We start from the raw sequence: 21,643 nt of genomic DNA, 5'->3' as shown, positions 1-21,643 counted from the left end.
AAGGAACCCGCCCGAAAATCACGCTATGCGTGCTTCAGCTTAGAAGCTGAAGTGCAGACCTGCCTGCAGGGAGTTTTCGTTGGTCGCAGCTGCGGTGTTCACATAGCCAGCAACGAAGGTCACGCCGCCACCCAGATCATACTCATAGTTGATGCCGAAGGAGGTGCCGTCGGTGCGGTCCATGCCGGCCACAACGTCGGTTTCGATGTCGGTGGAGTTCACCCATGCAACAACGCTGGAAGCTGCGCCGATTTCGGCAGAACCTGCCAGGGTCACAGAGTCAGCAGTCTCGGTGGAGCCGTAGGACAGGGTTGCACCGAACTGGCCGAAGTCACCGCCGATTGCAAGGAAGGTCAGGCCATCGCCGGAGCTTTCGGTGCTGCCGTCAGTCTTGGTCACGACTGCGCCGTTGTCTTCGGACTGGTAAGCACCGGTCACGAAGTAATCACCGAAGGAGTAGCTCAGCATGATTGCGGAACGCTCCAGGCCCTGCGCGGAACCGGCAACGGTGCCACCGTTCGACTGCGAGTAGGAGATGTGACCGGAGAAGCCGCCTGCGGAGTAGAGTGCTTCGATGCCGTTACGACCAGCGCCTGCGGAGGTAAAGGTGTCCCAGTTGAAGTTGTTACCGATGGCCAGGGAGTTGAAGCCCATGCCGTCGATGCCGGTGTCAACAGAGGTGGTGTTCAGGTACAGGCCCGGTGCGGAGTCGATCGCGCCCCAGATGTTGCCAACGTTCACACGCAGGCCACCGTATGCAACGTGGAACTGCGGTGCGGACCATGCTGCCACACCCGGAGTGCCGTCACGGCTTTCAGCCTGGGCACGGATACGACCACCAACAGTCACGCCACCGTCGGTTTCGGTCGACGCGTCGAACTGCAGACGGAAACGGCTGGTGATGTTGGTGTCGGAACGACCAGCAACGGCGTCATTGGCTTCGTTCCAGTCCAGGCCGAAACGGCCATAGCCGGAAACGCGAACTTCTGCAGCAGCCATGCTTGCAGTGGCGATCAGCGCGGTAGTCGCGAAGAGAACCTTTTTCATAGTTTTTCCCTCGGTTTTCTATTCCACAGCCCAAACCGGGGAATCCGGCGTGGGTATGCCAAGGGGTTTCGCTCTTTCACCCCCATTTTGGCAAGGCTTGGGAAAGTCACATGAAACGATGCGGGCCGGGATGGTGCAGCTTTGCCACAGTCTACACCACCCAGACGCCTGAAACGGCTCCGATCCGCAGTCCCAGAGGCATCCAACCTTCAAAATACCCCACAGGAGCAGAGTCATAGAAGCCAAAGCCCTTGCTCCGCCAACACCGCTTGCGTTAGGTGTTCGCGCAGAAAATGGCTCCGGGAGCGGTTATGAAATACGGAAAAACACTGCGGGTGACAGTGATCGGCGCGATCTGCCTCAGCCTTGCGGCCTGCGGCGGCCGGGGCGGAAAAACACCGTCCAGCACTGCGCGCACAACAAGCCACAAAGAAGAGATCCAAGGGGCAGCGACCAAATCCTCTGTCTTCGATTTCCTAAACGCCAAGCCGGATCAGACCGTGCAGGTGAACCGGTATCTCTGGACAGCCAGCCTGGATGTGCTGAGCTTTTTGCCGGTTCAATCCGTCGATCCGTTCACCGGCGTCATTGTAACCGGCTACGGCACCCCGCCCGGCGGCGGCCGTTCCTACCGTGCGACCATCCACATCAAGGATCCGGCACTTGATGCGCGATCCCTGAACGTCGCGCTGCAATCCAAAGGCGGCGCGGTCAGTGCCAGCACCACTCGCGCCGTTGAAGACGCGATTCTTTCGCGTGCGCGCCAGCTGCGCATTGCTGACGGAAAACTCTGACCTTCTGCCCTCTGGAATCACCAGCCAAACCCCATTATCAGGAACGCCGGGCCAATAGCCCGGCGTTTTCATGCAAAGGACCGCTCTGATGTCGCGTTACTCCGCCACGGAAATCGAAGAAAAATGGCAGGAAGCTTGGGATAAGGCTGGAATTTTCCAGGCCAAACGCACCGGCGGCAAGCCGAAGTATTACGTGCTGGAGATGTTCCCCTACCCCTCGGGCAAGCTGCACATGGGCCATGTGCGCAACTACACCATGGGCGACGTGATTGCGCGTTACAAACTGTCCACCGGCCACAACGTGCTGCATCCGATGGGTTTTGACGCCTTTGGCATGCCGGCCGAGAACGCCGCGATGGCTTCGGGCGGGCACCCCAAGGACTGGACCTACTCAAACATCGACACCATGGTCGAGCAGATGAAACCGCTGGGCCTGTCGCTGGATTGGTCCCGCATGTTCGCCACCTGTGACCCGGAATATTACGGCCAGCAGCAGGCACTGTTCCTCGATTTCCTGGAAAAGGGCCTGGTCTATCGCAAAAACGCCGTGGTGAACTGGGATCCGGTCGACATGACCGTGCTGGCCAACGAGCAGGTTGAAAACGGCCGTGGCTGGCGTTCCGGCGCGCTGGTGGAGCGGCGCGAGCTCACGCAATGGTTCTTCAAGATTTCGGATATGTCCGAAGAGCTGCTGTCGGCGCTGGACAACCTGGAGAACTGGCCGGCCAAGGTCCGCCTGATGCAGGAAAACTGGATCGGCAAGTCGCGCGGGCTGCAGTTCTCGTTTGAACGCACCGACGGCGGCGAGGCGATTGAGGTCTACACCACCCGCCCCGACACGCTGAATGGTGCATCTTTTGTCGGCATTTCGCCCGACCATCCGATTGCAAAAGGCTTGGAAGCCGAATCAGAAGAGGTGGCAGCCTTTGTCGCCGAATGCCGCAAGGGCGGCACCACAGAAGAAGCCATCGAGACGGCTGAGAAGCTGGGCTATGACACCGGCATCCGGGTCAAACATCCGCTGAACCCCGAATGGGAGCTGCCGGTCTGGATCGCCAACTTCATCCTGATGGACTACGGCACCGGCGCGATCTTCGCCTGCCCGGCGCATGACCAGCGCGACCTCGACTTCTGCCGCAAGTATGATCTGCCGGTTACCGACACCTTCTTTGCGCTGGACAATGATTCTCCGGTTGCAAACGAGGCCTTTGTGCCGCCGAAAACCGAGAAAGTCCGCTGGGTCGATCACTTTGCCGGGCTGACAGAGGCCACCGGCGAAGAGGCGATCAACGCCACTGTCGATTTCGCGGAAAGCGCGGGCTGGGGCCAGGGCGTCACCAAATACCGCCTGCGCGACTGGGGCCTGAGCCGCCAGCGCTATTGGGGCTGCCCAATTCCCGTCGTCCATTGCGAAGACTGCGGCGTGGTCCCGGAAAAGAAAGAGAACCTGCCGATTGCCCTGCCCTATGACGAAGACGGCAAGGCCATCGACTTTTCCGTGCCGGGCAACCCGCTGGACCGCCACCCGAGCTGGCGCAACTGCGCCTGCCCGTCCTGCGGTAAACCTGCGCAGCGCGAAACCGACACCATGGACACATTCGTCGATTCGTCCTGGTACTTTGCCCGCTTCACCGCCCCGCGCGCCGAAACCCCGACCGACATGGCCGAGGCCGAATACTGGATGAACGTCGACCAGTACATCGGCGGCATTGAACACGCGATCCTGCACCTGCTCTACTCGCGCTTCTTTGCCCGTGCGATGCAGATCTGCGGCCACCTGCCCCAAAAATCGGCAGAGCCGTTCGATGCGCTGTTCACCCAAGGCATGGTGACCCACGCGATCTACAAGACAGCCAATGATCAGGGTCGCCCGGTCTATCATTACCCCGAGGAAGTAGAGCTGCGCGATGGCAAGGGCTTCCTGAAGGACGGCAGTGAAGTAGAGATCATCCCGTCGGCCAAGATGTCCAAATCCAAAAACAATGTGGTGGACCCTCTGCATATCATCTCGTCTTTCGGCGCCGATACTGCACGGTGGTTCGTGCTGTCTGATTCGCCGCCTGAACGGGATGTGGAATGGACCGCCTCGGGCGCCGAGGCGGCCTATAAGCACCTGAACCGGGTCTGGAATCTGTGCGACCGGATTGGCGAGATGGACCCAGGAGCGGCAGGCCAAGGCGACGACGAACTGCTGCGCGAGATGCACAAATGCATCCGCGACGTGACCTTGGGTGTTGATTCCTTTGGCTTCAACGCGGCGATTGCAAAACTCTATGCCTTCACCAGCACCCTGGCCAAATCCAAGGCCAGCGCCAAGGCGCAGAAACAGGCAATCATGACCCTGGCCCAGCTGATGGCGCCGATGACCCCGCACCTGGCCGAGGACATCTGGAGCCATCAGGGTGGTGAAGGATTGGTCGCCACCGCGCCATGGCCGGTTGCGGATGAGGCAATGCTGGTCGAGAACACCGTCACCCTGCCGATCCAGATCAACGGCAAACGCCGCGGTGAAATTGAGGTCGCCAAGGATCTCGACAAGGCAGAGGTTGAAAAACTGGCGCTTGCACACGAAGCTGTGCAGAAGGCGCTGAATGGCGGCGCCCCGAAAAAGGTGATCGTCGTACCGGGCCGAATTGTGAATGTTGTTGCTTAACCCCAAAGCTTTGCTGCTGGCCCTGCCCCTGCTGGCAGCGGCTTGCGGCTTTACCCCGGTTTACGCCCCCGGCGGCACCGGTTCACAGCTGCATGGCAAAATTGAAATTCAAGCACCGGAAGATATCGACGGAGCGTCAGGCTCTGATGCATATTTTCTGGTGCAGCATTTGGAACAGCGCCTCGGCCGCGGCGGCAGTGCGGCCTACAGGCTGAACCTAAGGCTCAGCACGCAGGAAGAAGGTCAGGCGATTACAGCCGACAATGAAATCACCCGCTATTCCGTCATCGGGACCGCTGATTACGCCTTGACCCGTCAGTCTGACGGCAAAGTCACCTCCAGCGGCACGGTGCGGAATTTTACCGGGTATTCCGCAACTGGCTCCACGGTGGAAACCCTGGCCGGCGAGCGCGACGCCCACAACCGGCTTATGGTGATCCTTGCCGACCAGATTACGGCACAGATCCTGGCAACCGCGGACCTCTCCGCGCCTGCCGAATGAAGCTCTCCCCGCGCGAGGCGGAGGGCTATTTTGCCAAGCCGGACCCGGGCAAGACCGGCATTCTGATCTATGGCGCTGATGCCATGCGGGTATCGCTGAAACGGCAGCAGGTGCTGGCCGCCTTGCTGGGCCCCGGCGCTGAAGAAGAGATGCGCCTGACCCGATTGGCAGGGAGCGACTTGCGCAAGGACCCGGCGCAGCTTCTGGACGCTGTCAAAGCTGTCGGCTTTTTCCCGGGTGTCCGTGCGGTCTTTGTTGAAGGTGCCAATGACACGGCCACCCCGGCCATCACCGCAGCACTAGAGGAATGGCAGCCGGGTGATGCGCAAATCCTGGTGACAGCCGGACAGCTCAAAGCGTCCTCCAAGCTGCGCAAAGCCTTTGAAAGCCACAATAACGCTTATGCAGCAGGGATTTACGACGACCCGCCTTCACGTGCCGAGATCGAGAGGATTCTGGGCGAGGCCAGTATCCGCGAGGTGCCTGGCGACAGCATGTCGGCGCTGACGGACATCGCCAATGACATCGGCCCCGGCGATTTCTCCCGCATGATCGAGAAGCTCGCACTATACAAGCACGGTGACAGCAGCCCGCTGTCGCTTGAGGATATTGGCGCGGTTGCCCCGCAATCGACCGAGGCGGCACTGGATGATGTTCTGAACGTGGTGGCTGAAGGGCGCAGTGCTGAAATCGGCCCGCTGATACGCCGCCTGCAGGCGCAGGGCACCAACGCGGTGACGCTATGCATTGGCGCAACACGGCATTTCCGAACGCTCTATACCATTGCTGCCGCTCCTGGCGGCCCAGCCCAGGGCATTGGTCAATTGCGCCCGCCGCTTTACGGCAAACGGCGGGACCGGATGCTGCGGCAGGCCCAGAACTGGGGCGCAAACCGGCTGGAAACTGCGCTGACGATTATCACCGATACCGATCTGGCTCTGCGTTCCGCCGGACAGACGGCCCCCGCTCTGGTATTGATGGAGCGTGCTCTGATCCGTCTCGCCATGCTGAGCCGCGCACGTTGATCCAGTAACGCACCGTCCTGCTTGATACACGCTTCCATGCTTCCCATCTTGACTGGGAACAACTGGAGAGAAGCAATGTATACGGTCACGGGCATTCCGCTCACCCGCACTTTTCGGGTTCTTTGGGCTCTTGAAGAGCTTGGTGTACCTTACCAATTGAACCGGCACGGCCCCCGTAGCCCGGAGGTTCAAGCGCTGAATGTCTCAGGCAAGGTGCCGGTACTTGAGACCGAAGGTGAGGTTATCACCGATTCCACTGCTATCCTGACCTATCTGGCCGACAAACACGGTGCACTGACGGCCCCCGCAGGAACAGTGGCCCGGGCCCAGCAGGACGCGATGACGCATCTGCTGCTGGATGAAATCGATGCTGTTCTTTGGGCGGCGGCCCGCCACAGTTTCATCCTGCCCGAAGACCAGCGGGTGCCAGAGGTGAAAGCCAGCCTGAAGTGGGAATTTGCCCAAAATCTAGTCCGGCTTGGCGACATGATGGCGGGTCCCTTTCTGCTAGGTGACACGTTCACCCTTGCCGACATCATTTGCACCCACTGCCTGAACTGGGCGCACAGTGCCAATTTTCCGGTCGAAAATGAAAAACTGCAGGACTACGGCAAGCGGATGCGGGAACGCCCGGCGTTTCAGCGGGTTGCAGCACTCTCCAGATAGCCGGCCGCTGCCTGGCCAGCCCATCGGCCCGTGGCCAGACAAGCCGTCAGCAGATACCCTCCCGTAGGGGCCTCCCAGTCCAGCATTTCCCCGGCGCAGAATGTTCCGGGGATCTGTTTCAGCATCAAACCGTCATCCACTGCGGATCTGCAAATGCCGCCAGCTGTCGAAATGGCCTCGTCCATCGGTCGCAAACCTGCATGTTTCAACGGCAGCGCTTTGATCAGCCGCGCCAGTGGCTGTGCTTCTTGCGGCAGCGGTCGGCCGAACTCCTGCAGCATCGCAGCCTCTGCCCGCCCCAGTTTCAAGGCTTTGCGCAGGTGGTTAGAGAGGCTTGCCTTGCCGCGCGGCCGGGACAGGCGGCGGGCAACCTCGGCGACCTCCAGATCCGGAAGCAGGTCCAGATGCAGCGGGGCGCCCTCCCGCACTGCAGCGCAGATGGCGTAAATGCCGCCGCCCTCCAACCCGCGTTGCGAAATCACCGCTTCACCGCGTGAGGTCAAACCGCCTGCCCGCAGCGCAATGCCCTTGAGCGGCTGACCAAACTGAGACGTCATGTGGCTGGACCAGTCCACCAGCAACCCGGCGTTGGCCGGCTTGAAGACCGAAATCTCAACCTCTTTTTCCATCAGGTGCGGCGCCCAAGCCCCGTCCGAGCCGAGCCGTGCCCAGCTTGCGCCGCCAAGCGCCAGAACAGTCACCCCTGCCCTGATTTGAACCGGACCGTCTGGAGTATCAAACAATAGATTGCCGCCCTCCCATCCCTGCCAATGCCAGCGGCTGCGGATCTGCACACCATATCCGTCCAAACGCCCCAGCCAGGATCTCAGCAATGGTGACGCCTTCATCACCTTGGGAAACACGCGACCGGTGGAGCCGGTAAACAACGCGCTCCCCAGCCCCTGTGCCCAGTCCTGAACGGCCTGTGCATCGAACTCCCGGATCATGGGCGCCAGCCAACCCGCAGCTTCACCGTATTGCGCGATCAGCTGCTCAAACGGTTCATCCTTGGTCAGGTTCAGGCCGGACTTACCTGCCATCAGAAACTTACGCGCGACGGATGGTTTGGCCTCTGCAACCAGCACACGGTGCCCAGCGCGGCCCAGTTCTTCGGCCGCCATCAGCCCCGCGGGCCCAGCACCGATCACCACCGCATCCCACGCCTCTGTCATACCATCCCCTTGCCAGCCCTTGCCGCCAGCGTGTCTAGTGCCCGCACGAAACCAATAGAGGCCCGTGCATGTCTGATCCGGTCTGTCCGCTGTGCGGCCGCCCAATCCCAAAAGGTACACCGCAAAGCCTGCACCATCTGATCCCAAAACTGAAAGGAGGCAAGGGCGGACCTACCGTTCTGCTGCATGACATCTGCCACCGCGAAATCCATGCCACGCTGACCGAAGCGGAACTGGCGCGTGAATTCAACACGCCCGAAGCGCTGCACGCTCATCCCCGGCTGGCAAAATTCATCGCCTGGGTGCAGAAACGCCCACCCGGGTTCCGCTCCCGCGTTCCTGGCAAGCGGCGTAAACGCTAGCTGATCTCCAACCCCTGAAAGGCCGGGCTGCCGCGCAACTGCGCACCTGCGATGTGCTGAAATTCCAGCGTCGTATAGGGGCGCCGCCACAGCCATTCCCGGTTGGCCACAGCTTTCAGGTCCGCCTCCGGCGGGGTTTCATCCGTATAGGCCAGAAAATACAGGTCAAAGCCGAACTCCGCCACATCCTGCACCGACAGCAGCTTCATGTCCGCATGCTGTTCAAGCTCGGCTGCAATGCGGCCTGTCCGCAGGGTGACCTGCCCCACATGCGCCCCGCCGCCCAAGCGCCGCGCCGGATCGCCCGCACCTTCGGGCCGGTTGCCAAGAAAATCATGCTGCAACAGCTCGATCGCAAAACCTTCAGGATCGTGCAGATGCGCCATATAGCCGATGTCGCGAAACTGGTGCGGCGCAGACACCTCCACGCCTGCCCTGCGCAGCTGGTCACAGGCGATATCGAGGTCAGGCAGGCAAATGCCGATTTTCCAAAAGCGTTCCTCCCGTGAATGCTGGACCGCTCTCCCGCCGGGCAACAGGATCAAATCCGCATCCTCCCCTGCATATCCTGCCCGCCACGCGCCGCCCTCTTCACGTATCTCCATGCCAAACACCTTGGCATAAAAGCCCGCAAGCCCTGCGGGATCTTCCACCTTCAACCGGGCGCCGGAAAGCCGTTTCACCGGCACATCTCCAGGATGCCGGTCGCAATTTCCGGCTTGGCCTCCAGCGAATGTGCCAGCAGATCTTGCGCGGTTTCCATCAACACTTCCGGTTCCACGATCCGGTCAATAAGCCCGTAGTCATAGGCTTCTTGCGCGGTGATTTTCTGACCCGCCGCCAGGACCATCTTGGTGCGCGCAGGCCCGATCAGCGCTGCCAGCCGTTTCGCATCGGAGGGCTGCGGCAGGTAACCAAGCTTCATGACCGGATAAAAAAACTTGGCCGAAGGCACCGCAATGCGCATGTCGCAGGCCAGCGCCATGCCATTGGCGCCACCTGCCAGCGTCCCGTTCAATGCCGCCACTTTCAGGCAAGGCACTGCAGCCAGCGCATTCGACAAACGCTCCCACACTGGAGACGTCGCCAGTCCCGCGCGGGCCTCATCCAGATCAGCCCCGGCGCTGAACACTTTGCCCGACCCGGTCAGAATCAGCCCGCGGGCGTCCTGCGCGCGCTCGGCAATCTCCGCCAGTTCTGTCAGCATCGCCCCGGTCAGCGAATTGGCCTTGTCCGGGCGGTTGATGGTGACGGTCCAAAGTCCGTTTTCCGCAATCTCCAGCCCGATCATTTCAGCCCCACACGCTGGCGGATGCTGTCCTCGCGCAATGAAACTTCCTGGCCGATCCAGTCATCTGCATCCGCTGTGCACATCCACATCAAGGCCCGTGCGGGCCATGCAGCCGGGATATGGTCTTCCCATTCAAGCTCGCTCACCGGGTTGATGCCGCTGGCCTTGATCTCGCGCTGCATCTGGGTGGCAACGGTGCCCGGAGACAGCCCCATAGCGCGGATACCATTGCTGCGCTCCTCCAGATCCAGAGCAGAGGACAGCATAGCAGCCCCCGCCTTAGAGGAACAATAAGCGCTCCAGCCTTCAAGCGGCCGGTGCGCCGCACCGGAGCTGACGGTGATAATGGTGCCGCCGCCTGCGGGCTTCATCAGCGGCAACGCCGCACGCATACCGTTGAACACCCCTTTTAGGTTGATATCGATCAGCTTGCCCCAGTCATCCGGCTGCGCCTCCTCAAGGCGGGCAATCGGTTCAATCACGCCAGCGTTGTTGATCAGGATGTCCAAGCTGCCGAATTCCTGATGCGCCTTGGCCAGCGCGGCCTCCACCGAACCGTAGTCCGACACGTCACAGGCAAAGGTCAGCACATTTCCGCCGATCTCTTCTGCCAGCACCTTCAAGGCATCCGAACTCCTTGCCAGCAAGGCCAGATTGGCTCCCGCCGCTGCGAACGTCCGGGCCGCATCAGCACCGATACCGCGGCTGGCCCCTGTGATTGCAACTGTTTTCCCGTTGAAATTCATCCGCCGTCCCTCCAAGTGACTGATAACCCATGTGGTACTGCGGTTAGGGGGAACGGTCCAGCCCAAGGCCCCCTTGACGGCACTGCCCGAGGGACCGACGATGTTTGCAATTTTCTTACTGAGAAAGGTTCTCTTATGTCCGTTTTTTTTGCGCGCAGCGGCGCCGCAGCGGCAATTTTGGTTGTGTCCGCCCAAGGCGCATTTGCCGACCTCAGCGCCCAGGAAGTCTGGGCCGACTGGAAGGCGTATCTGACCGGCACCGGTTACACCGTTTCCGGGACCGAGGCGGTTTCGGGCAGCACCTTGACCGTTTCTGACGTGTCGATGTCCATGCCTGTTCCTGAAGAAGACGGCTCCGCCACGGTCAGCTTCCCGGAAATCCAGTTCGTCGAAAACGGTGACGGCACCGTCAATGTGGTGATGCCCGCCGAATTTCCGATGGGTTTTGAATTCTCTGGCGACGGCGAATCCTTTGCAGGCAAACTGATCTATTCCCACGACGGTTCTCCGATCAAGGTGGCCGGCGATGCCGAAAACATGAGCTATGATTACAGCTCCTCTCAAGTAAGCCTGACGCTGGACGGGCTGTCTGCCGACGGTGAAACCGTACCGCCGGAAGTGGCGAAGGTGCAGGTCGAAATGAACGACGTATCTTCCCAAAGCACGATGACAGTTGCCAATGGGCGCAGCTATGCACAATCGATGACGGCTTCCAGCCTCAGCTATGACATGGGTTTCAACGACCCCGAGGGTGAAGGCACCGGGTCTTTCAAAGGCGCTCTTCAGGGGCTGAGCTTCACCGGCACCGGCACCGTGCCGGAAGGGCTGGAAAGCCCGGATATGGCCGCGCTGCTGGAAGCAGGTTTTGCCTTTGACGGCACCTTTAACTTCACTGGCGGTAACGGCTCGGTCTCCGGTGTGGATGGCAGCGACAACTTCGCGATGGAAAGCAACTCGCAAGGCGGCGCTTTCACCGTGTCCATGGACAAGCAGCATCTGACATACGACGTCTCGCAAGTCGCCACCAATGTGACCATTTCCGGTTCCGAGATCCCCTTCCCGCTGGCGCTCAGCATGGCGGAGACCGGTTTCAAGCTGATGATGCCGCTTGCCAAATCCGAAGAGGAGCAGGACTTCGCTCTTGGCATCACCCTGCGGGACTTTGCAGTCCCGGAAATGCTGTGGGGCATGGTTGACCCGACCGGCCAGCTGCCGCATGACCCGGCGACCGTCATTCTGGATCTGGCTGGCAAGGGCAAGGTACTGTTTGACCTGTTCGACCCCGAAGCCTTGGAAGCCGTGGAAACGGGCGCAGAACAGCCGGGTGAGCTGAACGCGCTGTCCGTGAAGCAATTGCAGGTTTCTGCTGCTGGCGCCGAACTAACCGGCACCGGTGACTTCACTTTCGACAACGATGACCTGACCAGTTTTGACGGCATGCCGGCGCCGGCAGGCGCAGCTGATCTGAAACTGACCGGCGCCAATACGCTGATCGACAAGCTGATCTCGATGGGCCTGATGTCGGACGGTGACGCCATGGGTGCGCGCATGATGATGGGAATGCTGGCAGTGCCGGGCGAAGGTGAAGACACACTGACCTCGAAGATCGAAATCTCCGAGGACGGCCAGATTCTCGCCAATGGCCAGCGCATAAAATAACCATCAAATTCCCTTCAGGGTTTGATCAGGAGCCGCCTCGTGCGGCTCCTTTTTTGCAACCCGCCCTTGCGGCATGAGCCGGCACTGGATAGCTCTGTAGGAGAGCAGAACAGAAGGTGCCCATGACCCAGTCTCCCGAAGCGCTTTGCCACGCCTTGATTGATGCCGCCCGCAAGGCTGGCGCCGATGCAGCCGATGCCATGGCCGCCGAAGGCAGTTCCCTCAGCATCGAAGTCCGCGAGGGCAAGCTTGAGCACGCGGAACGTTCGGAAGGCACGGATCTGGGCCTGCGGGTGTTTATCGGCAAACGACAGGCGCTGGTCTCTTCTTCTGACATGCGGCCCGAAACCATCGCGGCCATGGCCGAACGGGCCGTTGCCATGGCCAAGGAGGCACCGGAAGATCCCTATGCAGGCCTCGCCGATCCGTCCCAGCTGGCCAAAGATTGGGATTTGGCAGCGCTGGAGCTTGAAGACCCAAGCGGCGAGCCTGCGCCGGCCTTCCTGCAAGAAGACGCTCTGGCTGCTGAAGCTGCCTGTCAGGCAGTGGACGGCGTCACACAGGTGCAGTCCGCCGCCGCCGGATACGGCCGCCATATTGTGCATCTGGCAGCCACCAATGGGTTTTCAGGCGGCTATCAACGCACTGGCCGATCACTGTCCTGCACCGGAATCGCGGGAACAGGTACCGGAATGGAACGGGACCACGACGGCGATTCCCGAACTTTCCAGTCTGATCTCCGCAGCGCTGCGGAGATCGGCCAAACCGCAGGTGAGCGCGCGGTCGCCCGGCTCGGAGCCCGCAAACCCGACACCGGCAGTTTTCCGGTGCTGTTTGATGAACGGATCTCCTCCTCTCTGATCGGCCACCTGCTGTCCGCTGCAAATGGCGCTGCGGTTGCCCGTGGCTCTTCCTGGCTGAAAGATTCTCTGGGCCAGCAAGTGCTGCCCGAGGCACTCTCGGTTATCGAAGACCCGCACCGGGCACGGATCTCCGGCTCCCGCCCCTTTGACGGTGAAGGGCTCGCCACCCGCAAACGCACCGTGGTGGACAAGGGCGTGCTGACCGGCTGGACGCTGGATCTGGCGTCTGCCCGCAAACTGGGTCTGGAAAGCACAGGCAACGCTGCCCGCGGCATCGGCGGTGTACCCTCTCCTTCCACGTGGAACATTGCGCTGACTGAAGGCAGCGTGACTCGCGAAGATCTGGTGGCACAAATGGGCACCGGCCTGCTAGTCACTTCGATGATCGGCTCCACTATCAATCCGAATACGGGCGACTACTCCCGCGGGGCTTCGGGGTTCTGGGTGGAAAACGGTGAAATTGCCTATCCGGTCAACGAATGCACAATTGCGGGAAACCTGCATGATATGCTGCGCCGGATCATACCCGCCAATGATGCCCGAAAGCATCTGTCAACTTTGGTCCCCTCCCTTCTGATCGAAGGAATGACTCTTGCCGGCAACTGACCTTCCCCTGCTTGTCAAAGCCGCGGAACAAGCCGGAGACATCGCATGCCGCTACTCGGGCCCAAGCGCGAAACGCTGGGACAAACCTGACGGTGCTGGCCCTGTGACAGAGGCCGACCTGGCCGTGAACGCCATGCTAGAGGACATGCTGCAACAGGCACGGCCCGGCTATGGCTGGCTGTCGGAGGAAAGCGAGGACAATACCGATCGCCTGTCCTGCGATCGGGTCTTCATCATTGACCCAATCGACGGCACCCGCAGCTTTGCCGAAGGGTCCCGTACGTGGGCGCATTCCTTCGCGGTCGCGGAACAGGGCGAAATAACAGCCGCCGTGACCTACCTGCCGCAACGGGAGCTGATGTTCACCGCCGCCAAAGGGCAAGGTGCGGCCTGCAACGGCTGCCCGGTTACGGTTTCCTCAGCCGCTGTGCTTGCCAGCGCAGAAATCCTGGCTGCCAAACCCAACCTGCAGGCGCATCACTGGCTGGGCGGCACCCCGCCTGACTTCATCCGCAGCTACCGGCCTTCACTGGCCTATCGGCTGGCAAAGGTGGCCGACGGCCGGTTCGGGGCCATGCTGACCCTGCGCCCCAGCTGGGAGTGGGACATTGCCGCAGGCGATCTGCTGCTGCGCGAGGCGGGCGGCGTCATCACCGACCGCTCTGGCAGCTCTTTGCGGTTCAACAACCGTCTCCCGCGGCTGAATGGCGTGATCGCCGGCAATCGCATTCTGCACGGGAAACTGGCGGCAGCCCTCGATCCATCCAGCCCTGGTATTGCTGGACATTGATCGTTTCCGGGCTTAAGCGCCTTCAACCGCTGTGTCGCGGCTGACATAAAAACTTTTCACAGACAAACCCGCATGTTGCAGATACCTTGGGCCGGAAAAATCAAATCGAACCAGATGCAACGGCGAACCAGTAACACCGGCCGCTCCTCCGTGCTGCAGCCCCGCCCCCGGGGTGAACTGCTGTGGGTGCATGCAACGACACCTGAACGCTATCTGGCGCTCTGTGATATCGGACGCCGCCTGAAGTCCCTGCGCCCTGACTTGTCGGTCCTGGCCAGTTGGGACCCTGACCTGCGTCTGACCGGCACTGTCGGCTGCGATATCCCGACCGGCCCGCTGGCTGATGATACATTGGCGGAAGCCCGTGCATTTGCGGCACATTGGCAGCCTGATGCCTGTATCTGGACCGGCACGCCAAACAGGCGAGTCATGCTGAAACACTTGCGCGACCAGGGAACCGGCGTGCTGCTGGCCGACCTTCTCGACACCGAACTACCGCACCGCACCAGCCGCTGGCTGCCGGATCAGCGGCGGAAAATGCTGGACGGTCTGAGCTGTATCATGACCCCGTCCAAGACGGTCAGGGACCGCCTGCTCCGCATTGGCTTTCCCGCAGAACGGCTGGAGTTGGCGACAAAGCTGCGCGTATCTGCCATTCCCCCCGGCTGCAATGATGATGAGCTTTCCGCAATGCAGCAGACCTTGGGCAGCCGCCCGGTCTGGCTGGCAGCCCACGTCAAACTGGATGAGCTGCCCGGCATTCTGACCGCCCACCGGGCTGCCTTACGGCTGCTGCACCGCTTGCTGCTGGTCATTGCTTTGGATGACAGCACGGATCACGAAGCTGCCCGCATGCTTCTGAAGGACAGTGGCCTGTCCTATGCTGATTGGGAGAACGGCGGCGAACCCGACGACTTTAACCAGGCCCTTCTGGCAGGCGGCGATGACTTGGGTCTTTGGTACCGGCTGTCACCTGTCGCTTTGATTGCCAGCAGTCTGGACCCTAACGCACAGGGCCAATCGCCTTTGGATGCTGCGGCTCTTGGGTCAGCGTTGCTGCACGGACCAGGCATTCACGCTCATCGCGACCTATATGACCGGCTGGCAAAAGCCGGCGCTGCCGTGCAAGTGCGCACCCAAGACGATATGGCAGACATGGTTGTCGCCCTGTCGGCTCCGGACAAGGCCGCAGAGATGGCGCTGGCCGGCTGGCAGAGCGTTACCGAAAGCGCAACCACAACAGACACACTCCTGGACAAAGTCCAGACATTGCTTGACCAGCGCGAGGGCACTAATGCGGGCACCTGACTTCTGGCATAAGGCGCCGGGCAATTTTGACTTGCGCGCAGCTGTGCTGGCGCCGCTCGGTTGGGCCTATGCGCATGCCACCGCATCCCGGATGGCCAAGGGCAAACCGTCAAGCCCCGGCGTGCCTGTGATTTGCGTGGGAAACCTGAACGCCGGCGGCACAGGCAAGACGCCGACTGTCATCTGGCTGCTGGAAACCCTGCGCAATCTCGGCCATGAGCCGCATGTGGTTACCCGCGGCCATGGCGGATCACTGGAGGGGCCGGTGCGCGTGATGCCAGCGCAGCACCGGGCTGACCAGACCGGGGACGAGCCGCTGCTGCTGGCCGCCTTTGCCGAAGTTTGGGTAGCAAAGGACAGGGCCGCAGGGGCACAGGCCGCAGCCCAGGCAGGAGCGACGGTTATCGTCCTGGATGATGGATTTCAGAACCCGGCCGTGGCCAAGGACCTATCGCTGATCGTGGTGGACGCCCGGCACGGTTTCGGCAATGGCCGCTGCCTGCCGGCCGGCCCCCTGCGGGAGCCGGTTGCCACCGGCCTGAAACGGGCCGACGCCGTGCTTTCGTTAGGGTCGGAAGCGGCGCAACTGAAGTTCTTTGAGGCGTGGGGCAGCCAGCTGCAAGACCTGCCCCACTTCACCGGGGCATTGGAGCCGCTGCAAACCGGAATGCCCTGGAACAGCACCCGCGTCCTGGCCTTTGCCGGTATTGGCCATCCGCAAAAGTTCTTCACCACTCTGCGCAGCCTTGGCGCCGACATCGCCCGGGCCGAGGCACTTGACGATCATCAGCCGCTGACCGGCGCCCTGCTGAAGCGGCTAGAGAACGAGTCCAAACTGTTGAACGCCCAGCTTGTGACCACCGAAAAGGACGCCGTCCGCCTGCCGAACAGCTTCCGCTCCAAGGTGATCACCCTGCCTGTAAGACTGCAGATCACCGCAGATGACGCCCTGAAGGATCTGCTAAAGAAAGCTGCGCCTGCACCGTGATCCTGCACGGCGCAGGCTCTGCAAAATAAAGGAGCCCGGACTTTCGACCCGGGCTCTTCGGTCAACAGTTCAATCTGTTCAGCTTCCCAGCTCAGCATCCAGCAGTTTCTTGAAGTCCGCATAAGGCTGGTTGGAAACCTTCTCGCCGTTCAGGATGAACGATGGCGTAGACTCGATGCCATCCTCGGTCGCGTTTTCCTGATACCATGTCACAAGCGTCTGCGCCTTTTCACCATCCTGAAGACAGGCTTCCAGCTGCTCGTTCTCGATGCCAGCCAAACGGCCGATCTTGCGCAGTTCGTCAACAATGGCCGAGGCATCACCAGCCCGCGCCCAATCCGACTGCCCTTTGTAGATCAGGTCCGAAATGCCAAAAAACTTGTCGGCGCCGCCGCAGCGCGCGATCATCGACGCCCACAGGCCGTAACGGTCAAAATAGACCTCGCGGTAGATGAACTTCACCTTGCCGGTGTCGATGTAGTCCGCTTTCAGCTGCTTGAAAGTGTTGTTGTGAAAGTTTGCGCAATGCGGGCAGGTATAGGACGCATATTCGATCAGCGTGACCGGCGCATCCTCTGCCCCCAGGATCATCTCGGTGACGGTGGAGGTGTCCACGTCGGCTTCCTGCGCAAAGGCAGCGCCAACCAGCGGGTTTTGCGGCAGATTGCTCTGGGTGTTGAAGCCTGTCAGGGCATAGCCGCCCGCAACCACCGCAACCGCGGCAAAGACACCAGACATGAGACGGGTCATTTGAACCCCTTTCCTTGCGTTTTTTGTTTTGTCAGCACATTGCGCCCCAGACGCTCCAGGGCGGCGCGCAAATCGTCGTTTTCCACCCCTTGCGCTGCCTTGCTGGCCTCGGCTGCATCCTGCGGATCAGGTTGCAGCGGAGCTTGCACTTTGGGGGCATATTTAAAGTCCACGTTACCGTCGGAAAATCCCGTCGGTGCCGTTTGCGTGATCCGCACCTTGGAAATGGCGTTGAAGCCATAGACCGCATTGACCCGCTCGCGCAGGCGTTCTTTTTGCATTTCGAGCATGGGCGCATTGGCACCTGTCGTCAGCACCGTCAGTGTTGCACCAAAGGAACCGCGCCCGTACCCCACGTTCACCGGACGCGCCATCGTGGCAATATCCGGCCCCGCGATCTCCTCCCAATGGGTAAGCAGACGCGATACCGCGAATCCCCTGCTTTCCCCCGCTTTGCGGATCTGCTCGCTAAGGAGCTTGGATGTCCGGGAGAACCCGCGTGTGGTGCTGCGCCTGAATGCCATGATCTAGGTTTTGCTCGACTGCACACCCTATTGTAAAGAGCGGTAATGCAGGCACCAGCCTAACTGCAGCTCAGGGAATAACGAATGCGTGACTTAAACAGCAATTCCACCACGATGAGCGGAGACCTGCTTGCCTGGTACGACATGCACGCCCGCACGATGCCCTGGCGGATCGGCCCGGCAGAACGCGCAAGCGGCGAGCGTCCCGATCCCTATAAGGTTTGGCTCAGCGAAGTGATGCTGCAGCAAACCACGGTTGCCGCCGTGCGGGAGTATTTCCTGCGTTTCACCAGCCGCTGGCCGACAGTGCTGGATCTGGCCGCAGCTGAAGACGCTGACGTGATGAGCGAATGGGCCGGCCTTGGCTATTACGCCCGCGCCCGCAACCTGCTGAAATGCGCCCGCGTTGTTGCCGCTGATTTCGGGGGCATCTTCCCCGATAGCTATGATGGCCTGCTGAACCTGCCGGGCATCGGCCCCTATACCGCTGCGGCCATATCCTCGATCGCCTTTGACCGGCCTGAAACCGTTCTGGATGGCAATGTCGAACGGGTCATGGCGCGCATCCATAACGTCCACGAAGCTCTGCCCGGCGTGAAACCCCTGCTCAAAGACCACGCGGCAGAGCTGACCCCGGCGCAGCGCCCCGGCGACTATGCCCAAGCAGTGATGGATCTGGGCGCCACCATCTGTACGCCACGAAATCCGGCCTGCGGCATTTGCCCCTGGCGCACCCCTTGCGCCGCGCGTGTTGCAGGAACAGCTGCAGAATTGCCCAAGAAGACACCAACGAAACCCAAACCGACCCGGCTCGGCATCGTTTACCTGGCAAAATCGGCGGACGGCACCTGGCTGCTGGAACGCCGACCTGACAAGGGCCTCTTGGGCGGCATGCTCGGCTGGCCCGGATCAGAATGGAATGACGCCCCGACCCCAAACCCGCCGTTTGCGGCAAACTGGCAGGATTTGGGCAGCGAAGTCCGCCATACCTTCACCCATTTCCATCTCATTCTGCAGGTGAAAACCGCAGAACTGCCTGCAGGGTTCAACCTCGCCGACGGTCAGGAGCTGATCCCGCGCCACGATTTTCGCCCTTCCAGCCTGCCGACTGTAATGCGCAAGGCCTTCGATCTTCACAATGGCAGCTGACTTCCCTTGCGCTCCTCTTGGGTTTTTAACTGTTTGCGCCTAGGGTCGGCGCAAACGCGCGCTGACTGATTTGGGAGACACAGGCATGATTGCCCCCGAAACCCTTTCCCGCTGGCAAAGCGCCCTGCCGTTCTGGATGTCCTTCCTGCTGCTGCCGCTGGCGTGGATCGCTGCGATGCAAGGCGGCTGGGCCCTGATCCTGCCGCCGCTGGTGACTTGGCATCTGTTTGCGGTGCTGGACGGGATGTTCGGCCTGAACCTGGAAAACGCCGACCCCGAAACCCCGGACGGCGACCTGAAATGGTACAAGCTGCTGACCGCTGCCTGGGTGCCGCTGCAGGTCTTCACCCTGTTTTTCCTGATCTGGTACGTAAGCGGCGCGGACCACCTGAACAGCTTTGAAAAATTCGCCGTCTTCTTTGGTGTCGGCGTCATCACCGGAGCAGTCGGCATCAACTACAGCCACGAGCTGATGCATCAATCCAGCCAGGCAGAGCGCTGGTTGGGCGATATCCTGTTGGCAATGGTTCTGTATTCTCATTTCCGATCCGAACACCTGCTGGTGCATCATCGCTACGTCGGCACCCCCCGCGACCCTGTCACCGCGCGCTACAATGAGGGCTTCCACCGCTTCTATCCGCGGGTGCTGCGGCAATGCTGGCATTCTGCCTTTCGCGCCGAGAAGGACAAACTGGCCAAGAAAAACCGCCCCTGGACAGACCTGTCGAACCCGTTCTTCCGCTATTGGGCACTGCAGGGCGCCATGCTGCTGCTGGCCTTGTTGCTGGGCGGGATCACGGGCGTACTGCTGTTCCTGGTACAGGCCGGTGTCGCCATCTGGCAGCTGGAGCTGGTCAATTACGTCGAACATTACGGGTTGACCCGCAAACATCTGGGTGACGGCAAATATGAACCTGTGCAGCCGCGCCATTCCTGGAACGCGGCGCATAAGGCGTCGAACTGGCTGCTGATCAACCTGCAACGCCATTCGGACCACCACTACAAGCCCAACCGCCGCTTTCCATTGCTGCAGACCTATACCGAGGCAGACGCACCGCAGCTTCCCTACGGCTATCCGATCATGACCATTGCTGCGATGATCCCACCCTTGTGGCGGCGGGTGATGAACCCGCGAGTGCGCCGCTGGCGGCAGGCCTACTACCCGGAAATCACCGACTGGCAGGCCTATAACAAGGCGCAAAACCCTATGCCGCGCTAACGGTCAGGTCCAAGCCAAAACCGTCATCGGCTGATCCAGCCCGCGCACTTCCTGGTCCGGGTGCCGGGTGCTGCCCGCCAACAGGTCCAGCCCTATCTGTTCTGCTTTCACTTGGTCCGCCAACGCTTCGCTGACGGCGATGCGGGCCGCCAGCGGCCGGGTCAGCTTCTCCAGCCGCGACGCAATGTTTACCGCCATGCCCAGCACTGCATACTCCAGCCGGTTGGCCCCAATGTCGCCCAGCAGCGCCTCGCCATAGTGGATGCCGATCCCGGCGCGAACCTCCGGCAGGCCACGGCGCGCGCGTTCCGTGTTCCACTTGGCCAGCGAGGCCTGCATCGCCTGGGCGCAAGCCAGTGCATTGGCGGCATCCTGCGCGCCGGCCACAGGGGTGCCAAAAGTCGCCATCAACCCGTCACCCAGATATTTGTCGAGGGTACCGTGATGGCGGAAAACTTCGCGCTCCATACGGCCATGAAATTCGCGCAGCAGATCAATGACGTCATGCGGGTTCATGGCTACAGACAGGCTTGTGAAGCCGACAATATCGATGAACAGAACTGCCACATTCTCGCTGCGCACCTGCTTCAGCGGCTCATCGTTCTGGGACAGCTGTTCCACCACATTGGGCGAGAAGTAGCGCGACAGATTCGCCCGCTCTCTTTCCAGGCTGGCATTGCTGCGCAGCAAACCGTTAAAGCGACGCACCGAGAAACCCAGTGTCACGGCCACCAGGACAAAGACAAGCGCTTCCTGCACCCGCAATTTGACCACAAAGCTGTTCGGGTCAAAGAACTCGGCCAGTTCCGGTTCAAAGCCCAGAGCGGCTGCAACAGCCTCTGTCAGGCCAGGAGCCGGACTGGAGAACCACCAGACAAGCCCCAGCGCGCTGAGCCACATTGTGGCGGTCCAGATCCCGATCGCAATCACCGTGCGCCAGGAATAGGCCATGGTCCCCGCTGCTAGAATGATGAAAAAATACTGAAAGTTGTCGAACCTGTAGTGCATCGCCGCAGGCATGTCGCGGGCATCAAACGGGTTGGGCACAACCAGCGCACCGGTCATGACCGCAAGGTCAAGGAAGATCAGGAACAGCTCCAGCCGCGATTTGCCAACCTTTCCGACTCGGCTGATGAACCAGCCGTTCAGGCACAGAAGCGCAAGCAGGCCGTGGTAATACAGCACACTCCAGACAGGGTTCAGAAAAACGATGAATACCGCAACAATCGGCAGCGCAATCCACCGCGCGCGAACAGCCAGTTGCAACCCGCGCCGCTTATGCGCGTCCAACGCTGCTTCGGCAAACCTGCCTGCGGCTGCAGAGGGTTCCTGACTGCTGGCTTCTGCTGCTCTGGCTGCTCCGGTACCGGTTACAAACGCCGAATCGGTCATTGGCTCTCCCTTTTCCCGCTGGCTGCGGCAGGTACCCCATTTCAAATAGTGATCCTGCGTCCTTCAGGGAATAGCCCATCACTCCGCACGCATGCAAAAAACCCCGCCTGATCCAGACGGGGCAAGGTGTGTGCCTG

At 61.0% G+C, this 21,643-nt stretch carries 21 protein-coding genes; 13 read left to right on the top strand and 8 right to left on the bottom strand.

Annotation, left to right across the window (positions count from 1 at the left end):
- Positions 1-39 precede the first annotated feature (39 nt).
- Positions 40-1,047, bottom strand: a complete 1,008-nt coding sequence (locus ACP151_RS02640) for a porin (RefSeq protein WP_424977288.1) — start codon at positions 1,045-1,047, stop codon at positions 40-42.
- Between the two features lie 311 nt (positions 1,048-1,358).
- Here ACP151_RS02640 and ACP151_RS02635 point away from each other — a divergent pair, with 311 nt between their 5' ends.
- The 5 genes from ACP151_RS02635 (at position 1,359) to ACP151_RS02615 (ending at position 6,687) form a co-directional block, all read left to right on the top strand.
- Complete coding sequence (locus tag ACP151_RS02635) at positions 1,359-1,841, top strand: DUF3576 domain-containing protein (protein WP_424977287.1); 483 nt, start codon at positions 1,359-1,361, stop codon at positions 1,839-1,841.
- An 88-nt stretch (positions 1,842-1,929) separates the two neighbouring features.
- The gene (leuS, locus tag ACP151_RS02630) at positions 1,930-4,494 is read left to right on the top strand and encodes a leucine--tRNA ligase (protein WP_424977286.1); all 2,565 of its coding nucleotides are present in this window, start codon (positions 1,930-1,932) and stop codon (positions 4,492-4,494) included.
- Entirely contained in the window at positions 4,481-4,996 is a 516-nt protein-coding gene (gene lptE / locus ACP151_RS02625; RefSeq protein WP_424977285.1) for an LPS assembly lipoprotein LptE, read from the top strand. Before leuS ends, lptE begins: the two co-directional genes overlap by 14 nt.
- On the top strand, positions 4,993-6,021 hold the full coding sequence (gene holA / locus ACP151_RS02620; protein ID WP_424977284.1) for a DNA polymerase III subunit delta: 1,029 nt from the start codon (positions 4,993-4,995) through the stop codon (positions 6,019-6,021). Before lptE ends, holA begins: the two co-directional genes overlap by 4 nt.
- Before the next feature lie 75 nt (positions 6,022-6,096).
- A complete protein-coding gene (locus ACP151_RS02615; RefSeq protein ID WP_424977283.1) occupies positions 6,097-6,687 on the top strand; it encodes a glutathione S-transferase family protein in 591 nt (196 codons plus the stop codon).
- Here the strand turns inward: ACP151_RS02615 and ACP151_RS02610 are convergent.
- The gene (locus tag ACP151_RS02610; protein ID WP_424977282.1) at positions 6,660-7,859 is read right to left on the bottom strand and encodes a TIGR03862 family flavoprotein; all 1,200 of its coding nucleotides are present in this window, start codon (positions 7,857-7,859) and stop codon (positions 6,660-6,662) included. The genes ACP151_RS02615 and ACP151_RS02610 overlap by 28 nt on opposite strands.
- Before the next feature lie 68 nt (positions 7,860-7,927).
- Here ACP151_RS02610 and ACP151_RS02605 point away from each other — a divergent pair, with 68 nt between their 5' ends.
- The gene (locus tag ACP151_RS02605) at positions 7,928-8,221 is read left to right on the top strand and encodes an HNH endonuclease (RefSeq protein ID WP_424977281.1); all 294 of its coding nucleotides are present in this window, start codon (positions 7,928-7,930) and stop codon (positions 8,219-8,221) included.
- Here the strand turns inward: ACP151_RS02605 and ACP151_RS02600 are convergent.
- The 3 genes from ACP151_RS02600 to ACP151_RS02590 are packed head-to-tail and all read right to left on the bottom strand — an operon-like array spanning position 8,218 to position 10,258.
- A complete protein-coding gene (locus ACP151_RS02600; RefSeq protein ID WP_424977280.1) occupies positions 8,218-8,904 on the bottom strand; it encodes a VOC family protein in 687 nt (228 codons plus the stop codon). The two genes, ACP151_RS02605 and ACP151_RS02600, sit on opposite strands and share 4 nt — an antisense overlap.
- Complete coding sequence (locus ACP151_RS02595) at positions 8,901-9,512, bottom strand: enoyl-CoA hydratase/isomerase family protein (protein WP_424977279.1); 612 nt, start codon at positions 9,510-9,512, stop codon at positions 8,901-8,903. Before ACP151_RS02595 ends, ACP151_RS02600 begins: the two co-directional genes overlap by 4 nt.
- Entirely contained in the window at positions 9,509-10,258 is a 750-nt protein-coding gene (locus tag ACP151_RS02590) for an SDR family oxidoreductase (RefSeq protein WP_424977278.1), read from the bottom strand. Before ACP151_RS02590 ends, ACP151_RS02595 begins: the two co-directional genes overlap by 4 nt.
- 135 nt (positions 10,259-10,393) lie before the next feature.
- Here ACP151_RS02590 and ACP151_RS02585 point away from each other — a divergent pair, with 135 nt between their 5' ends.
- The 5 genes from ACP151_RS02585 to lpxK all read left to right on the top strand — a co-directional run bounded on the left by ACP151_RS02585 (position 10,394) and on the right by lpxK (position 16,472).
- Entirely contained in the window at positions 10,394-11,917 is a 1,524-nt protein-coding gene (locus ACP151_RS02585) for a DUF2125 domain-containing protein (RefSeq protein WP_424977277.1), read from the top strand.
- A 122-nt stretch (positions 11,918-12,039) separates the two neighbouring features.
- Entirely contained in the window at positions 12,040-13,386 is a 1,347-nt protein-coding gene (locus ACP151_RS02580) for a TldD/PmbA family protein (protein ID WP_424977276.1), read from the top strand.
- A complete protein-coding gene (locus ACP151_RS02575) occupies positions 13,373-14,176 on the top strand; it encodes an inositol monophosphatase family protein (protein WP_424977275.1) in 804 nt (267 codons plus the stop codon). Before ACP151_RS02580 ends, ACP151_RS02575 begins: the two co-directional genes overlap by 14 nt.
- A gap of 114 nt (positions 14,177-14,290) precedes the next feature.
- Positions 14,291-15,484, top strand: a complete 1,194-nt coding sequence (locus ACP151_RS02570) for a 3-deoxy-D-manno-octulosonic acid transferase (protein ID WP_424977351.1) — start codon at positions 14,291-14,293, stop codon at positions 15,482-15,484.
- Positions 15,471-16,472: a tetraacyldisaccharide 4'-kinase gene (lpxK, locus tag ACP151_RS02565; protein WP_424977274.1), complete on the top strand. Its 1,002-nt coding sequence runs from the start codon at positions 15,471-15,473 to the stop codon at positions 16,470-16,472. Before ACP151_RS02570 ends, lpxK begins: the two co-directional genes overlap by 14 nt.
- Before the next feature lie 78 nt (positions 16,473-16,550).
- On the opposite strand, the gene ACP151_RS02560 is transcribed toward lpxK, so the two are convergent.
- Complete coding sequence (locus tag ACP151_RS02560; RefSeq protein ID WP_424977273.1) at positions 16,551-17,222, bottom strand: DsbA family protein; 672 nt, start codon at positions 17,220-17,222, stop codon at positions 16,551-16,553.
- Positions 17,219-17,746 (bottom strand): DUF721 domain-containing protein, encoded by a 528-nt coding sequence (locus tag ACP151_RS02555; RefSeq protein ID WP_424977272.1) that lies wholly within the window; start codon positions 17,744-17,746, stop codon positions 17,219-17,221. Before ACP151_RS02555 ends, ACP151_RS02560 begins: the two co-directional genes overlap by 4 nt.
- Before the next feature lie 84 nt (positions 17,747-17,830).
- Here ACP151_RS02555 and mutY point away from each other — a divergent pair, with 84 nt between their 5' ends.
- Positions 17,831-18,895 (top strand): A/G-specific adenine glycosylase, encoded by a 1,065-nt coding sequence (gene mutY / locus ACP151_RS02550; protein WP_424977271.1) that lies wholly within the window; start codon positions 17,831-17,833, stop codon positions 18,893-18,895.
- 85 nt (positions 18,896-18,980) lie between these two features.
- The gene (locus ACP151_RS02545) at positions 18,981-20,114 is read left to right on the top strand and encodes an alkane 1-monooxygenase (RefSeq protein ID WP_424977270.1); all 1,134 of its coding nucleotides are present in this window, start codon (positions 18,981-18,983) and stop codon (positions 20,112-20,114) included.
- A 3-nt stretch (positions 20,115-20,117) separates the two neighbouring features.
- Here the strand turns inward: ACP151_RS02545 and ACP151_RS02540 are convergent, their stop codons facing one another.
- Positions 20,118-21,506: an adenylate/guanylate cyclase domain-containing protein gene (locus ACP151_RS02540; protein ID WP_424977269.1), complete on the bottom strand. Its 1,389-nt coding sequence runs from the start codon at positions 21,504-21,506 to the stop codon at positions 20,118-20,120.
- Positions 21,507-21,643 lie beyond the last annotated feature (137 nt).

The organism is Leisingera sp. S232 (assembly GCF_049800895.1).
Taxonomy (GTDB): Bacteria; Pseudomonadota; Alphaproteobacteria; order Rhodobacterales; family Rhodobacteraceae; genus Leisingera.
Note: the sequence above shows the minus strand (reverse complement) of the source record. Positions and strands in the feature narration are given on the sequence as shown.

What these genes read in the sequence shown, in the direction of transcription:
- ACP151_RS02595 (WP_424977279.1), bottom strand. Translation starts at nt 9,512, where the DNA reads ATGATCGGGCTGGAGATTGCGGAAAACGGACTTTGGACCGTCACCATC.
- ACP151_RS02580 (WP_424977276.1), top strand. Translation starts at nt 12,040, where the DNA reads ATGACCCAGTCTCCCGAAGCGCTTTGCCACGCCTTGATTGATGCCGCC.
- ACP151_RS02570 (WP_424977351.1), top strand. Translation starts at nt 14,291, where the DNA reads ATGCAACGGCGAACCAGTAACACCGGCCGCTCCTCCGTGCTGCAGCCC.
- mutY (WP_424977271.1), top strand. Translation starts at nt 17,831, where the DNA reads ATGCGTGACTTAAACAGCAATTCCACCACGATGAGCGGAGACCTGCTT.
- ACP151_RS02555 (WP_424977272.1), bottom strand. Translation starts at nt 17,746, where the DNA reads ATGGCATTCAGGCGCAGCACCACACGCGGGTTCTCCCGGACATCCAAG.
- ACP151_RS02585 (WP_424977277.1), top strand. Translation starts at nt 10,394, where the DNA reads ATGTCCGTTTTTTTTGCGCGCAGCGGCGCCGCAGCGGCAATTTTGGTT.
- ACP151_RS02545 (WP_424977270.1), top strand. Translation starts at nt 18,981, where the DNA reads ATGATTGCCCCCGAAACCCTTTCCCGCTGGCAAAGCGCCCTGCCGTTC.
- leuS (WP_424977286.1), top strand. Translation starts at nt 1,930, where the DNA reads ATGTCGCGTTACTCCGCCACGGAAATCGAAGAAAAATGGCAGGAAGCT.
- ACP151_RS02605 (WP_424977281.1), top strand. Translation starts at nt 7,928, where the DNA reads ATGTCTGATCCGGTCTGTCCGCTGTGCGGCCGCCCAATCCCAAAAGGT.
- ACP151_RS02615 (WP_424977283.1), top strand. Translation starts at nt 6,097, where the DNA reads ATGTATACGGTCACGGGCATTCCGCTCACCCGCACTTTTCGGGTTCTT.
- ACP151_RS02640 (WP_424977288.1), bottom strand. Translation starts at nt 1,047, where the DNA reads ATGAAAAAGGTTCTCTTCGCGACTACCGCGCTGATCGCCACTGCAAGC.
- ACP151_RS02635 (WP_424977287.1), top strand. Translation starts at nt 1,359, where the DNA reads ATGAAATACGGAAAAACACTGCGGGTGACAGTGATCGGCGCGATCTGC.
- lptE (WP_424977285.1), top strand. Translation starts at nt 4,481, where the DNA reads ATGTTGTTGCTTAACCCCAAAGCTTTGCTGCTGGCCCTGCCCCTGCTG.
- ACP151_RS02540 (WP_424977269.1), bottom strand. Translation starts at nt 21,506, where the DNA reads ATGACCGATTCGGCGTTTGTAACCGGTACCGGAGCAGCCAGAGCAGCA.
- ACP151_RS02610 (WP_424977282.1), bottom strand. Translation starts at nt 7,859, where the DNA reads ATGACAGAGGCGTGGGATGCGGTGGTGATCGGTGCTGGGCCCGCGGGG.
- ACP151_RS02590 (WP_424977278.1), bottom strand. Translation starts at nt 10,258, where the DNA reads ATGAATTTCAACGGGAAAACAGTTGCAATCACAGGGGCCAGCCGCGGT.
- holA (WP_424977284.1), top strand. Translation starts at nt 4,993, where the DNA reads ATGAAGCTCTCCCCGCGCGAGGCGGAGGGCTATTTTGCCAAGCCGGAC.
- lpxK (WP_424977274.1), top strand. Translation starts at nt 15,471, where the DNA reads ATGCGGGCACCTGACTTCTGGCATAAGGCGCCGGGCAATTTTGACTTG.
- ACP151_RS02560 (WP_424977273.1), bottom strand. Translation starts at nt 17,222, where the DNA reads ATGACCCGTCTCATGTCTGGTGTCTTTGCCGCGGTTGCGGTGGTTGCG.